This is a genomic window from Rhizobium oryzihabitans (assembly GCF_010669145.1).
GTDB classification, from domain to species: Bacteria; Pseudomonadota; Alphaproteobacteria; order Rhizobiales; family Rhizobiaceae; genus Agrobacterium; species Agrobacterium oryzihabitans.
On the sequence record NZ_CP048635.1, the window covers coordinates 126,798 to 140,308 of the forward strand.

11 protein-coding genes and 1 pseudogene are annotated in these 13,511 nt (G+C 60.5%); 5 read left to right on the forward strand and 7 right to left on the reverse strand.

What is annotated here, in order from left to right:
• Positions 1–139: 139 nt before the first annotated feature.
• Positions 140–1,453: an ABC transporter substrate-binding protein gene (locus G3A56_RS17455; protein WP_082185879.1), complete on the reverse strand. Its 1,314-nt coding sequence runs from the start codon at positions 1,451–1,453 to the stop codon at positions 140–142.
• Between the two features lie 307 nt (positions 1,454–1,760).
• Between G3A56_RS17455 and G3A56_RS17460 the strand changes: the two genes are divergently transcribed.
• From G3A56_RS17460 to G3A56_RS17480, 5 genes and pseudogenes are all read left to right on the forward strand, one after another.
• A complete protein-coding gene (locus G3A56_RS17460; protein WP_164056756.1) occupies positions 1,761–2,768 on the forward strand; it encodes a tagatose kinase in 1,008 nt (335 codons plus the stop codon).
• Positions 2,765–4,041, forward strand: a pseudogene (locus tag G3A56_RS17465) (D-tagatose-bisphosphate aldolase, class II, non-catalytic subunit). The gene G3A56_RS17460 and the pseudogene G3A56_RS17465 overlap by 4 nt, the downstream one beginning before the upstream one ends.
• Positions 4,042–4,106: 65 nt before the next feature.
• The gene (locus G3A56_RS17470; RefSeq protein ID WP_082184903.1) at positions 4,107–4,979 is read left to right on the forward strand and encodes a carbohydrate ABC transporter permease; all 873 of its coding nucleotides are present in this window, start codon (positions 4,107–4,109) and stop codon (positions 4,977–4,979) included.
• Positions 4,980–5,217: 238 nt separating this feature from the next.
• On the forward strand, positions 5,218–6,042 hold the full coding sequence (locus G3A56_RS17475; RefSeq protein WP_003499055.1) for a carbohydrate ABC transporter permease: 825 nt from the start codon (positions 5,218–5,220) through the stop codon (positions 6,040–6,042).
• A 12-nt stretch (positions 6,043–6,054) separates the two neighbouring features.
• Entirely contained in the window at positions 6,055–7,053 is a 999-nt protein-coding gene (locus G3A56_RS17480) for an ABC transporter ATP-binding protein (RefSeq protein WP_082185876.1), read from the forward strand.
• 229 nt (positions 7,054–7,282) lie between these two features.
• Here the strand turns inward: G3A56_RS17480 and G3A56_RS17485 are convergent, their stop codons facing one another.
• The 6 genes from G3A56_RS17485 to G3A56_RS17510 form a co-directional block, all read right to left on the reverse strand.
• Positions 7,283–8,359: an ABC transporter ATP-binding protein gene (locus G3A56_RS17485; protein WP_003499969.1), complete on the reverse strand. Its 1,077-nt coding sequence runs from the start codon at positions 8,357–8,359 to the stop codon at positions 7,283–7,285.
• Positions 8,360–8,363: 4 nt separating this feature from the next.
• Positions 8,364–9,194, reverse strand: coding sequence for a carbohydrate ABC transporter permease (locus tag G3A56_RS17490; protein ID WP_003499970.1), 831 nt, complete (start codon positions 9,192–9,194; stop codon positions 8,364–8,366).
• Positions 9,195–9,197: 3 nt separating this feature from the next.
• Complete coding sequence (locus G3A56_RS17495; protein WP_137067587.1) at positions 9,198–10,142, reverse strand: carbohydrate ABC transporter permease; 945 nt, start codon at positions 10,140–10,142, stop codon at positions 9,198–9,200.
• A gap of 152 nt (positions 10,143–10,294) precedes the next feature.
• Positions 10,295–11,554, reverse strand: a complete 1,260-nt coding sequence (locus tag G3A56_RS17500; protein WP_082185875.1) for an ABC transporter substrate-binding protein — start codon at positions 11,552–11,554, stop codon at positions 10,295–10,297.
• A gap of 37 nt (positions 11,555–11,591) precedes the next feature.
• Positions 11,592–12,767 carry a PLP-dependent transferase gene (locus tag G3A56_RS17505; protein WP_082185874.1) on the reverse strand — a complete coding sequence of 392 codons (1,176 nt, stop codon included), beginning with the start codon at positions 12,765–12,767 and terminating at the stop codon, positions 11,592–11,594.
• Complete coding sequence (locus tag G3A56_RS17510) at positions 12,764–13,456, reverse strand: FadR/GntR family transcriptional regulator (protein WP_003499983.1); 693 nt, start codon at positions 13,454–13,456, stop codon at positions 12,764–12,766. The genes G3A56_RS17505 and G3A56_RS17510 overlap by 4 nt, the downstream gene beginning before the upstream one ends.
• Between the last annotated feature and the right edge of the window lie 55 nt (positions 13,457–13,511).

A 13,511-nucleotide genomic window follows, 5' to 3' on the forward strand; every position in this document is an offset into this window, starting at 1 on the left:
GTAACGATTAGATGTGACAGCACGCCCTACACCCCGTCATTCGTGTGCTTGTCACAGGAATGAGGGCGGCGGGTGCGCCAGACCGACCCATGCCGCCCGCCGCCAAAAGGCGAACGGGCGGCACGCCGGGAGGACGCGGCTACTTGATGTAGCCCGCGCGGGTCATGTCACGCTCGACCTGTTTCTGCGCGCCTTCGAGTGCCGAATCGACGGTCTGCTGGCCGGAAAGGGCTGCCGCGATCTGCTGGCCGACAATCGTGCCGATGGACTGGAATTCCGGAATGGCGACGAACTGCACGCCGGTATAGGGAACCGGATCCTTGGTCGGCTTGGACGGGTCAGCCGACATGATGGCTTTCAGCACCGTATCCGCAAATGGCGCCGCCTTCTTGTATTCCGGCAGGTCATAGGTGGATTTACGCGTGCCGGGCGGCACGGCGACCCAGCCTTCGCTTTCGCCAACCGTCTTCACATAATCCTTCGAGGTCGCCCATTTCACGAAGGACTTGGCGGTTTCGAGCTTCTTGGAAGTGTTCGGGATTGCGAGGTTCCACGACCACGACCAGCTAGAGCCGTTTGGCGTTGCCTCCACCGGAGCGCGCGTGAAAGCAGTCTTGTCCGCAACCTGGCTCTGCTTGGGATCATAGACCCGGCCCGCAGCCGAGGTAGCGTCGATCCACATGGCGCAGCGGCCGGATGAAAACAGCGTCTGGTTCTCGTTGAAGCCGTTGGCTGCCGCGCCGGGCGGGCCATAAGACGTCATCAGCGCCACATAATCCGAGATCGCCTTTTTCCACGGCTCGCTCGTCAGCTGCGGCTTCCAGTCCATGTCAAACCAGCGGCCGCCATAGGTGTTGATCATGGTGCCGAGGAAGGCCATGTTTTCGCCCCAGCCCGGCTTGCCGCGCAGGCAGATGCCATATTGCTGCTTCGACTTGTCGGTCAGCTTGGCGGCGAAATCCTTGATCTGGTCGTAGCTCGGATTGTCAGGCATTTTCAGGCCGGCAGCGTCGAACAGGTCCTTGCGGTAAAGGGTGAACGAGCTCTCGGTATAAAACGGCACGGCATAAAGCTTGCCATCCACCGTCAGGCCCTTTTTGATCGGGTCGAGCAGATCGGCGTAATCGTAATCGTCGCCGAGATCATCAACCGGCGCCAGCCAGCCCTGCTTGCCCCAGATCGGCGCTTCGTAGCCGCCGATGGTCATGATGTCGAACTGGCCGCCATTGGTGGCGATATCGGTGGTGACGCGTTCGCGCAGAACATTCTCTTCCAGCACGATCCAGTTGATCTTGTTTCCTGTTTCCTTCTCCCAGGCGCTGGAAAGCTTCTGCATGATGATCATGTCGCCATTGTTGACGGTGGCGATGTTGATTTCTTCCGCCTGTGCAAGTCCGGCCAAAAGGCCCGCTCCAACCACAGACGACGACAGAATTCCAATGAATTTGCTCATGAGACCCGCTCCTCCTTTACGGATGTCCACGCATAACAATACATGCGTAAATTTTTATCTCGCAAACTCACGCCGCTTGTCAACATCCAAAAATAAACGATGACGCGAGAACATACGGGCATATTACCCTAATCGTTTGTTTTAACGCCAATAATAGCACTAAAAATTATTGTCATACCGATTTCACTTGCTGCGTTGCAACAAAATTTTTGCCAGCCAATATCTTGACGCGCGTAAATTTTAATTGCTATCCGGAAAACAACAGAGCCGCGATGCCGGGGTTTGCACCCCGCATGGATGGAGCCGAATGCATATGGAGGAGACGATGAGGCAGGTATCCGCACTGGCGCCGCACGCGAAGGGCCCGACGATTACGGCGGGTGAAATCCTCGTGGAAATCATGGCGACGACGGTGGGCGACGGCTTTCTGGAGCCACAATCGCTGATCGGCCCTTTCCCGAGCGGCGCACCCGCCATCTTCATCGATCAGGTGGCACGCTGCGGCGGAACCGCCGGCATCATCGCGGCGGTCGGCGATGACGATTTCGGCCGCCTCAACATCGAACGGCTGCGCCGCGACGGCGTCGACATATCGGCCATCGCCACCATAGAGGACCGGCCGACCGGCAGCGCTTTTGTCCGCTACAGGGAGAACGGCGCGCGGGACTTCGTTTTCAATATCGCCCATTCGGCGGCGCGCGAGACGCGCATGACGGTTGAAGCAAAGGCTCTCATCGAACAGGCGGGCCATGTGCACGTCATGGGATCGGCATTTGCGATTGCCGGTATCGGCGAGATCATTCTGGAGGCGATCAAAAGCGTCAAGGCGCGCGGCGGCTCGGTGTCTTTCGATCCGAACATTCGCAAGGAACTGGTGCAGGGCAATGAGGGCCGCAAGCTGATCGATGATCTCCTTGGTGTCACCGACCTTCTGCTGCCTTCCGGCGAAGAACTTCAGGCAGCCTCCGGTCTGGATGATGAGAACGCAGCGATAGAAAAGCTCCTCGCCTCCGGTATCGGCGAGATCGTGCTGAAACGCGGTGCCAGCGGGGCAAGCCACTTCAGCCGCACCCATGGGCGCATCGACGCCCCCGGGCTGACGGTCACCGAAATCGACCCGACCGGTGCGGGCGACTGTTTCGGCGCAACCTATCTCACCTGCCGCCGCCTCGGCATGCATCCCGAAAAGGCGCTCGCTTATGCCAATGCATCAGGCGCGCACAACGTTATCAGGCGCGGCCCGATGGAGGGCGCCGCCAGCCTTTCCGAACTCGACGCCTTCCTGGCCGCACAAACTTCCGGAGAAGCCCGATGACCGGCATATTGGAAAACCTCGCCGCCGCGCGCCGCGCCGGCAAGCCTGCGGGCATCACGTCGGTCTGCTCCGCCCACCCCGTTGTTCTGCGCGCCGCGATCCGCCGCGCCGCCGCCAGTCAAACAGCCGTGTTGATTGAGGCGACCTGCAATCAGGTCAATCACCTCGGCGGTTATACCGGCATGACCCGCGCGACTTCGTTGCCTTCGTCAACGCCATTGCGCAGGAAGAAGGACTGCCCTCCGAGCTGCTGATTTTCGGCGGCGATCATCTCGGTCCCAATCCCTGGCGCAGGGAGAAAGCCGAGGATGCGCTGACAAAGGCCGCCACCATGGTCGAAGCCTATGTAACAGCGGGTTTTCGCAAGATTCATCTGGATGCATCGATGGGCTGCGCCGGCGAGCCGGCGGCGCTGGATGACGTGACGATTGCCAACCGCGCCGCAAAACTCGCGGCCGTCGCGGAAAAGGCCGCCACCGATGCCGGCCTGCCGAAACCGCTCTACATTCTCGGCACCGAAGTGCCAGTGCCGGGCGGCGCCGATCACGTGCTCGACACGGTGGCACCCACGGAGCCGCAGGCGGCGCGCCAGACCATCGACCTTCACCGCGAGATATTCGCACAGCACGATCTTTCCGATGCGTTCGAACGGGTCATCGCCTTCGTCGTGCAGCCCGGCGTGGAATTCGGCAGCGACAATGTCGTTGCTTATGATCCGCAGGCAGCCACGGCGCTCAGCGCGGTGCTGGACGGCGAACCGCAACTGGTCTTCGAGGCACATTCGACGGATTATCAGACGAGACCAGCGCTAGCCGCCCTGGTGCGCGATGGATATCCGATCCTGAAAGTCGGTCCTGGCCTGACTTTCGCTTACCGGGAGGCGCTTTATGCTCTCGATATGATCGCATCCGAGATGGTCGGCGATTATGGCGAGCGGCCGCTGGCGCGGACCATGGAAAAGCTGATGCTCGGCGCGCCCGGCGACTGGCAGGGTCATTACCATGGTGATGACATCACGCTCAGATTGCAGCGTCACTACAGCTACAGTGATCGAATCCGCTATTACTGGACGAGGCCGGAGGCGCTCGCGGCCGTTTCCGCCTTGCATAAGGCGCTTGAAGGGAAGACAATTCCCGAAACGCTGCTGCGCCAATATCTCGGCGAGTTGCCGCTCGCCACGGTTGCGGGAAAGGATATGGAGGAGGTTCTGGTCGCGGCGGTGGATCAGGTGCTGGCGACCTACCATGCGGCGACGGGCGAAGGACGCCACTGAGGCAATCGTTGAATTAGGATGCCCCGGCGGAGACGTTGCGGGGATGGTCAGGGAGGGAACTACCAATGGCAACCCGAAACACGAGCGGTCTTGCGCGGGTGATGCTTGCGCCATCGGTGCTGCTGTTGCTGGTGTGGATGATCGTGCCTCTGGCGATGACCTTGTGGTTCTCGTTCCAGAACTACAATCTCCTCAACCCGGCCAATGTCAGCTTCGCGGGCCTGTTCAATTACCAGTATTTCTACACCGACCCGGCCTTCTTCCAGTCGATCTGGAACACGCTGTTGATCGTCGGCGGCGTGCTGTTGATCACCGTCATCGGCGGCATCGCCATTGCGCTCCTGCTCGACAATGACATTTTCGGCCAGGGCATCGTGCGCATCATGATCATCTCGCCCTTCTTCGTCATGCCGCCTGTCGCAGCTTTGGTGTGGAAGAACATGATCATGCATCCCGGTTATGGCGTGCTTGCCGATCTCTCGCGTTTCTTTGGTTTCCAGCCGGTTGACTGGTTCGCGCAGTTTCCGCTGCTCTCCATCATCATCATCGTCGCCTGGCAATGGCTGCCGTTCGCGACGCTGATCCTCTTGACCGCCCTGCAGTCGCTCGATGGCGAACAGAAGGAAGCCGCCGAGATGGATGGCGCCAACTTCGTCAACCGCTTCGTCTATCTGACCCTGCCGCATCTGTCGCGCGCCATCACCGTCGTCATTTTGATCCAGACGATCTTCCTGCTCGGCGTCTACGCGGAAATCCTCGTCACCACCAATGGCGGGCCCGGTTATGCCTCGACCAACCTTGCCTTCCTTATCTATCGCACCGCGCTTCTCGGTTACGACGTCGGCGGCGCATCGGCCGGTGGCATCATCGCCGTCATCCTCGCCAATATCGTCGCCATCTTCCTGATGCGCGCCGTCGGCAAGAACCTGGATCGGTAGGGGGTATGACAATGGTTCTATCTGCGGCATCAGCGCCCACTCCTCCTCATTCCTGTGCTCGTCACAGGAATCCAGCCGACGCGCGTCGGCGCGGCGGGAAGACTCTTTCTCAGCCCAAAGACTTGGGCTGGCTGGATCCCTGTGACAAGCACAGGGATGAGGGAGGTGGGGATGCCTCCGTCTCCACACCAAAACGGCCCCGTGCTTTTACCGCTATTACCTCAGGGGAGGTCTAATCATGGCCCGCAAGACAACGACACGTGCGAAGATCGGCTTTTCCATCGCGGCATGGGCCGTGGCGCTCCTGCTGTTCTTCCCGATCCTCTATGCCTTCCTCACCTCGATCAAGACCGAGCCGGAGGCGATCTCGGGCTTCAGCCTCATTCCCTCGGGCACGCTCGAAAACTACATCACCGTGCAGACCCAGCGCGATTACTTCAAGCCCTTCATGAACTCGGTCGTGCTGTCGCTCGGCTCAACGATCATCGCGCTGATCATTGCCATTCCCGCCGCATGGGCCATGGCGTTCTCGCCGACCAAACGCACCAAGGACATTTTGATGTGGATGCTTTCCACCAAGATGATGCCGGCCGTTGCCGTGCTGGTGCCGATCTACCTGATCTTCCGCAATGCCGGCCTGCTCGATACCCGCATCGGGCTCACCGTCATGCTCACCTTCATCAACCTGCCGATCGTGGTGTGGATGCTTTACACCTACTTCCGCGAAATCCCCGGCGAGATCCTCGAAGCCGCGCGCATGGATGGCGCATCGCTCTGGAACGAGATCGTGCATGTGCTGACCCCGATGGCGGTACCGGGCATTGCCTCGACGCTGCTTTTGAACGTCATCCTCGCCTGGAACGAATCCTTCTGGACGATCCGGCTGACGACCACCAATGCAGCCCCGCTGACGGCCTTCATCGCCTCCTTCTCAAGTCCGCAGGGGCTGTTCTGGGCAAAACTCTCAGCCGCCTCGATGATGGCGATCGCCCCCATTCTCGTCATCGGCTGGTTCTCGCAGAAACAACTCGTGCGTGGCCTCACCTTTGGCGCCGTGAAATAAGGAACGACAATAATGGGCAGCATTTCCCTTCAGAACGTGTCCAAGCTCTTCGGCGAGGCAAAAGTCATCCCGTCGATCGATCTCGATATCCATGACGGCGAGTTCGTCGTCTTCGTCGGCCCGTCCGGCTGCGGCAAGTCCACGCTGCTGCGCCTGATCGCCGGGCTCGAAGACGTCTCCGGCGGCAGGATCGTCATCGACGGCAATGACGCCACTGAAAAGGCCCCGGCCGAGCGCGGCCTTGCCATGGTGTTCCAGTCCTATGCGCTTTATCCGCATATGAGCGTGCGCAACAACATCGCCTTCCCGCTGAAGATGGCCAAGCTCGACAAGGCCGTCATCGATAAAAAGGTCGATGATGCCGCCCGCATCCTCAATCTCACCGATTATCTCGAACGCCGGCCCTCGCAGCTGTCGGGAGGCCAGCGCCAGCGTGTCGCCATCGGCCGCGCCATCGTGCGCGAACCGAAGGCGTTTCTGTTCGACGAGCCGCTTTCCAACCTCGATGCGGCGCTGCGCGGCACCATGCGGCTGGAAATCTCCGAGCTGCACAACACGCTGAAGACGACGATGATCTATGTCACCCACGACCAGGTGGAGGCCATGACCATGGCCGACAAGATCGTCGTGCTCAACCGCGGCAATATCGAGCAGGTCGGCTCACCGATGGAGCTTTACCGCTCCCCCGCCAACCTCTTCGTCGCCGGCTTCATCGGCTCGCCGCGCATGAACCTGGTGACCGGCGATTACGCCCGCAGCAAGGGCGCCACCACCGCCGGTGTGCGGCCGGAGCACCTGAAGCTGTCGAAGGACAGTGGTCTCTGGCAGGGCAAGGTCACGGTTGCCGAACATCTCGGATCGGATACGTTCCTGCATCTCGACGTCCAAGGCATCGGCCCGATCACTGCCCGCACTGACGGCGAGTTCGAATGCAGGCATGGCGATACCGTCTTCATCACGCCCGACGAGACCAAGATCCACAGGTTCGATGACAAGGGTGGAGCAATATGACGGGAAGACTGGAAGGATAATCTGACGCCAGAGGCGCGGCGTTTACAAAGGCTCCCAACTTTCCGTCATTCCGGCCTTGAGCCGGAATCCAGCCAGCCCAAGTCCTTGGGCTGAAAGGGGTCTCCCGCCGCGCAGACGCGCGTCGGCTGGATTCCGGCTCAAGGCCGGAATGACGGAGTTGAATGTGCAACCGCACAGAAAATCTTCCTGCCGAGGACTATGCCAAACCTCACGCCTCGCCGATCCTGACGCCATTCCTGTCAAAGACATGCAGCCTTTCCTGGGGGAAACCGACCCGCAGGGATTTGCCCGGCTGCAACAGCGCCCGATCCGATGAAAACAGCTTGAAGGGCAATCCGTGTACGGTGAGATGCAGGATGACGCCGAGGCCCGTCGGCTCGACCAGATCGACAGTCGCCTCCACACCGCCTTCAGCCGGCGCAACGGTCACATGTTCCGGGCGGATGCCGAGCGTGACTGGCTCGCCGTCGGCAAGCTTCACATCGCGGCCGAGTTCGAGGCGCGTGCCATCGCCGAGCACGACGAAACTACCGCCATTCTCCCGTCCGATCCGCCCTTCGAGGAAATTCATGCCGGGTGAGCCGATGAAACCGGCGACGAAAAGATTGGCGGGGCGATCGTAAAGATCGAGCGGCGCGCCGATCTGCTGCACATGGCCGGCATTCATGGCGACGATACGCGAGGCGAGCGTCATCGCCTCGATCTGGTCATGGGTGACGTAGACCGAGGTCGCACCGAGATCGGCATGCATGCGCTTGATTTCGGCGCGCATCTGCTCGCGAAGCCGGGCATCGAGATTGGAGAGCGGCTCATCGAACAGGAAGGCCTTGGGCTGGCGCACGATGGCGCGGCCCATGGCGACGCGCTGGCGCTGGCCGCCGGAGAGCGCCTTCGGACGGCGCGCCAGATAGGGATCGAGCCCGAGCTTTGCGGAGGCACCGGCCACGGCGGCCGCAATGGTTTCCTTGGTGCTGCGGCGCAGGCGCAGGCTGTAGCTCATATTGTCGGCGACACTCATATGCGGATAGAGCGCGTACGACTGGAACACCATGGCGATGTCGCGATCCTTCGGTCTGCGATCGTTGACACGCTCGCCGTCGATGGACAAATCACCTGATGATATCTCTTCCAGACCCGCGATCATGCGCAGCAGCGTCGATTTTCCGCAGCCGGAGGGCCCGACGAGGACGATGAACTCGCCATCCTCGATCTTGAGATCGACGCCATGCAGCACGGCGAGGTCGCCATAGGTCTTGCCGACATTCTTCAGCTCGATGGAAGCCATGGGATTATCCTTTCACCGCGCCGGCCGTCAGGCCCTGCACGAGATAACGTTGAATGAGCAGGAAGAAGAGGCAGGCCGGAATGAGCGCCAGAACGCCCGCGGCCATCATCTGCCCGAAATCGACGGAAAACTTGGAAACGAAGGTCAAAAGCCCGACCGGGAAGGTGGCGCTCTGGTTACCCGAAATCAGCATCAGCGCAAACAGAAGCTCGCTCCAGGCGGCAGTGAAGACGAAGCCCAGAGTGGCGGCGATGCCCGGAAGCGTCAGCGGCAGAATGATCTGGCGGAAGGCCGTAAACCGGCTCGCCCCGTCGATCATCGCCGCCTCTTCCAGATCCTTCGGAATGCCATCGAAGAAGGACTGCATGAGGAAGGTGGCGAAGGGCACGTTGAAGGCGGTGTAGACGATGACGAGGCCCGTCAGGCTGTTGGTGAGGCCGAGGGGCGACAGCATCTTGAAGATCGGCGCGACCAGCATGACCAGCGGAAACATCTGGGTGATCAGCATCAGCGCGACGATCCAGTATTTGCCCTTGAAGCGGAAGCGCGACAGCGCATAGCCTGATAGTGACGAGAGTACCGTAACGGCAAGCGCCGTGGAGCCAGCGACGATGACACTGTTCTTAAAAAATGTCGGGAAGGCACTGTTTTCTATGACGAAACGATAGTGATCCCATGTCGCGCGCGAGGGCCACATCCGCACACCTTCGCTGTAAAGCAGGTCATTCGGCGTGACGGAGACCTTAAGCAGCCAGAACAGCGGAAAAAGCGCAAAGGCGATATAGGCGAGGATCGCGAGGCGATGGGCAAGGGTGAGAAATATCCTTGATGTCATCGGTCAGTCCTTCTCGATCAGGCGCTGGCGCAACAGCACGATCAGCATGGAATAGGCCAGAAGCAGCACCAGAAGCACCAGCGCGATGGCCGAGGCATAACCGAAATCGAGACGTCGGAAGGCCTGCGTGAAGATATAGCTGGCGACGATCTGCGTGCGGTCGGCCGGTCCCCCATTGGTCATGACGATGATGAGATCGGCGAAATTGGCGATCCAGACGGTGCGCAGCAGAATGGTGATGGCGATGGTGGGGGCGAGAAACGGCAGGGTGATGGAGGTGAAGCGTTGCAGCGGGTTTGCCCCGTCAATTTCCGCCGCCTCGTAAAGATCGCGCGGGATCGCCTGCAATGCGGCAAGCAAAGTGATGGCGAAGAAGGGAATACCCCACCAGACATTGGCAATAATCGGCCCCCACATGGCGAGATGCGGATCGGCGAGAATATTGTTGGGCGCGGATAACAGCCCGAGCGAGACCATCCAGTGCGGCAGCGGCCCGATGACCGGGTTGAACAGCCATGCCCAGTTGAGACCGGCAAGGAAGGTCGGCACGGCCCATGGCAGGAAGACCAGCGCCTGCGCCAGCCCCCTGCCCGCAAAGGGCTTGTCCAGCAGCAGCGCCAGAATGAGGCCGAAGAAGAATTGCAGGAAAACCGAAGCGCCGGTCCACCAAAGCGTGTTTTTCAGCGCCCGGTAAAAGGCCGCATCCTGCGACAGCGCCTCCAGATGTTTCAGGCCGACGAAACCGCCGGAAAACGGATTGAGCAGCTGCACATCGCGAAAGGCATAGGACAGGCCAAGCACCAGCGGCACCAGCATGACGGCGACGATGAGCACCAGCACGGGCGCGCTGTAGAGCCAGGGTTCGGCCCAATCGGCAAACCTTCGCATCGCGGGTTTGCCAGCCGGTTTGCGCGCGGCCACCGGCCCGGCGCGATGGGCATAGGACATTGTATCGCTCCCTGAACGGACGACGGAACGGACGGGTTTTCCAGCCTCTCGGCTTACCGATCCGAAAAATTGCGAGGAAAAGGCCTGTCGCAGCGAAGGCCGGCAAGACCCACCGCACGGGCATTTTTCGCCCGCGCGGCTGGTCAGTGTCGTTACTTCGAGGCCAGGAACTTCTGCTGTGCCTTGGTCATGTAATCAGCCCATTGCTTGGCGAGATCTTCCGGCGTGATATCGCCGAGAAGCGCTTCCTGCGATGTCTTGATCACAAGCGAATCCTTGAAGAAGGCGAATTCCTCAAGATAGGTCGGCATCGTCGTCGGCACGGCATTCTTGTCGGCAAGTTCGTCGAACCAGCCCTTGAACTGCTCGCTGGCATAAAAGGGGTCCTTCTCCGCCGACTTGTGCACCGGCAGCGCGCCCGTCTTCTTGTTCCACTCGATATTGCCTTCCGGCCCTTCAAGCGTCTCGACCAGCTTCCAGGAAAGGTCCTTGTTGGCGGATGCCGACATGATCGACCAGCCGGCAAAACCGATGGTCGGGAAAGTCTTGCCATCCGGTCCCTTGGGCATGGTCATGACGCCGAAATCTTCCGGCTTCATGCGCTGGGCGATGGCGATAAGGGCATCGGGATCCTGATCAAGGAAAGCGCAGGTGCCGGAATAAAAGCCCGCGACGATCTCGTTGAAGCCCCAGTTGACGCTGTCCTTCGGCGCCAGCCCGTTCTTGTAGAGATCAATCACATAGGTCAGGCCCTTCACCCAGCCGGGGCTATCGAAGGTGGATGTGCCGTCCTTGGTGAAGAACTCGTTCGAGCCCGCCATGGATGCGCCGAACATAACCCAGCCGTTAAGCCCGCCCGGCCCGCCACGAAGGCAATAGCCGTATTTGCCGGGAAGTGCCGCGACCTTCTTGGAGGCATCGGCGAATTCGTCGAGCGTCTTCGGCGGCTCCTTCACGCCGGCCTGTTCCAGCAGTTTCTTGTTGTAGAACATGGCCCTGAGGTAGAAACCATAGGGCAGCATATAGGCCGTTTCCTTCACGTCGCGGCCGAGTTCGAGCGCGCGCTCGCTGAGGCCCGCTGTGTGCTCCCACTTGGCGAGGTAGGGCTCGAGGCTTTCGAGCATGCCGTTATTGGCGTAGAGCGAAAGCCAGGTGTCAGGCATTTCCATCACGTCGGGAATATCGCCGGCCGACACCATGGTGGCGAATTTCTGGAAGGCTTCGCTCCACGGCAGGGAGATGATTTCCACCTTGGTGCCGGGATTGGCCGCTTCGAATTTCGAAACGATGCCCTTCAGCGTTTCCGTCCGTTCGGGACTTGTGATGACTTCGACCAGTTTCAAGGTCGTGTCCGCCAGCGCCGTTCCGGTCATCAGGGCGGTGAAGATTGCAGCTGCTACCAGTTTTTTCATGTCGTTCTCCCCTTTTTGTCGTCGGTTTAAAAACGCGTCAGGCGGCGGCAGACGCCGCCTTGATCGCGGGTTCGAGATCGTTCCAGAGCGCTTCCGTGCCCTCCAGTCCAACATGCAGGCGCACCGAACGCGCGCTGATACCGAAGGTGTGGGCGGAGTTTGGCTGCGCCTTCTGTTCGAGCACCACTTCGCCGGGGACGATGAGGCTTTCATGCCCGCCCCAGGAAACACCCAGTTTGAAAAGCTTGAGGCGATCGGCGAAAGCGCGCACATCCACCCCTTCCTTGAAAATGAAGGAAAACAGGCCGGACGTGCCGTTGAGGCCGGGCGGCAGGCGGTTCGCCAGCCCCGGATGGCAGACCTTTTCCACCACATCGAGCGCCTGCAGGCGGCTCGCAATGTCCAGCGCCGAGGCCTGATGGGCTCGCATGCGCAGCGGCAGGGTGCGCAAACCACGGATGAGCAGCCATGCATCGAAGGGCGACATCTTGCCACCGAGATAGGGATAGGTTTCCGCCCGGATGCGATCGATCATCGCCTTGGAGCCAGCCACCACACCGGAGACCACATCGCTATGCCCGCCGAGATATTTCGATGCCGAATGCACCACGAGATCGACGCCGAGCGTAATCGGCTGCTGGAAGACCGGGCTTGCCCAGGAATTGTCGATGACAGTGACTGCGCCATGGCGCTTGCCGATGGCGGCGAGCGCGCCGACATCGTGGACTTCCATCACCCAGCTGGTCGGGCTTTCCATGTAAAACAGTTTTGCGCCCGGCATCGCCTTTTCAACCGCCGCCTCATCGCGGCCGTCAACATAGGTCACCTCGATATTCATGCGCTGCATGAAGGTGCCGAACAGGCGGAACGCATCGGGATAGACATGGCGCACGGCGACGATCCGGTCACCCGGCGAAACGAAGGAGAGCACGGTGGAGGAAATGGCCGACATGCCGCTCGCAAAACCGAGCGCATCTTCCGCCCCTTCCAGCTTCGCCAGCATCTCCTCAAACAACCGCACGGTCGGGTTCAGTCCGCGCGTATAGACCGGCCGCACCTTTTCGCCGCGATAGGTGGAGACCATTTCGTCATAGCTGGAAAAGGTAAAAAGCGAGGTCTGCACGAGGGGCGGCACCACGGCTTCAAAAGCGTGGGTCTCGTCATGCGCGACGATCAGGGAGGCGGGATCGAAGAGATCGTTGCCTTGGTTCATTTCGACATGTCCTTGATATCCTCCTCGACGACGGCGAGGATTTTCAGTGTTTCTTCACGGGCGGTCTCCGCATCGCCGGCGGCGATGGCGTTGAACAGCGTGCGGTGAAAGGGGAAGGAGCGACCGGCAAAATCCGGGCGGTCGAACGGCTTCGACCAGAAGCGTTCGAAACCTTCGCGCATCTGCTCCAGAAGCTGCTTGAAAAGCGTGTTGTGGGTGGCATCGTAGATCGAAAGATGAAAGGCAAGGTCGGCCTTGCCGGAGGTTCCCTCGGCCAGATGCACCCGCTCCATTTCGTCGAGCCGCGCTTCCATCGTGGCGATATCCTCAGCCGTCCGGCGGCGCGCGGCGGCCATGGAGGCTTCCACCTCAATGCCGCGCCGCACTTCCAGCGTCATCAGCAGCGCGTCGCGCAGGCTCTCCGCATCGATGGAAATCGGCATATGCACGGTGGCGGCGGAAATAGGCTTCAACAGATAATTGCCGCTGCCCTTGCGGCTGTCGATGACGCCAAGCGCCTGAAATTTGCGGATGACTTCACGGATGGTGGAACGGCCGACACCGAGCGCCACCATTAGTTCCCGCTCGGCCGGCAGCCGGTCGCCAGCCTTCAGCCCTGCTCTCTCGACATAGTCCGAAAGTGCGGCCTCAACCTGGCGAACGCGGTCGCTGGGCGGAATAGGCTGCATCAGTTCGCGGCTGGATCTGTCCAAGACGTGCCCTTTAAATTGGTCTGACATCTTA

What these genes read in the sequence shown, in the direction of transcription:
- G3A56_RS17455 (WP_082185879.1), bottom strand. Translation starts at nt 1,453, where the DNA reads ATGAGCAAATTCATTGGAATTCTGTCGTCGTCTGTGGTTGGAGCGGGC.
- G3A56_RS17460 (WP_164056756.1), top strand. Translation starts at nt 1,761, where the DNA reads ATGCATATGGAGGAGACGATGAGGCAGGTATCCGCACTGGCGCCGCAC.
- G3A56_RS17470 (WP_082184903.1), top strand. Translation starts at nt 4,107, where the DNA reads ATGGCAACCCGAAACACGAGCGGTCTTGCGCGGGTGATGCTTGCGCCA.
- G3A56_RS17475 (WP_003499055.1), top strand. Translation starts at nt 5,218, where the DNA reads ATGGCCCGCAAGACAACGACACGTGCGAAGATCGGCTTTTCCATCGCG.
- G3A56_RS17480 (WP_082185876.1), top strand. Translation starts at nt 6,055, where the DNA reads ATGGGCAGCATTTCCCTTCAGAACGTGTCCAAGCTCTTCGGCGAGGCA.
- G3A56_RS17485 (WP_003499969.1), bottom strand. Translation starts at nt 8,359, where the DNA reads ATGGCTTCCATCGAGCTGAAGAATGTCGGCAAGACCTATGGCGACCTC.
- G3A56_RS17490 (WP_003499970.1), bottom strand. Translation starts at nt 9,194, where the DNA reads ATGACATCAAGGATATTTCTCACCCTTGCCCATCGCCTCGCGATCCTC.
- G3A56_RS17495 (WP_137067587.1), bottom strand. Translation starts at nt 10,142, where the DNA reads ATGTCCTATGCCCATCGCGCCGGGCCGGTGGCCGCGCGCAAACCGGCT.
- G3A56_RS17500 (WP_082185875.1), bottom strand. Translation starts at nt 11,554, where the DNA reads ATGAAAAAACTGGTAGCAGCTGCAATCTTCACCGCCCTGATGACCGGA.
- G3A56_RS17505 (WP_082185874.1), bottom strand. Translation starts at nt 12,767, where the DNA reads ATGAACCAAGGCAACGATCTCTTCGATCCCGCCTCCCTGATCGTCGCG.
- G3A56_RS17510 (WP_003499983.1), bottom strand. Translation starts at nt 13,456, where the DNA reads ATGCAGCCTATTCCGCCCAGCGACCGCGTTCGCCAGGTTGAGGCCGCA.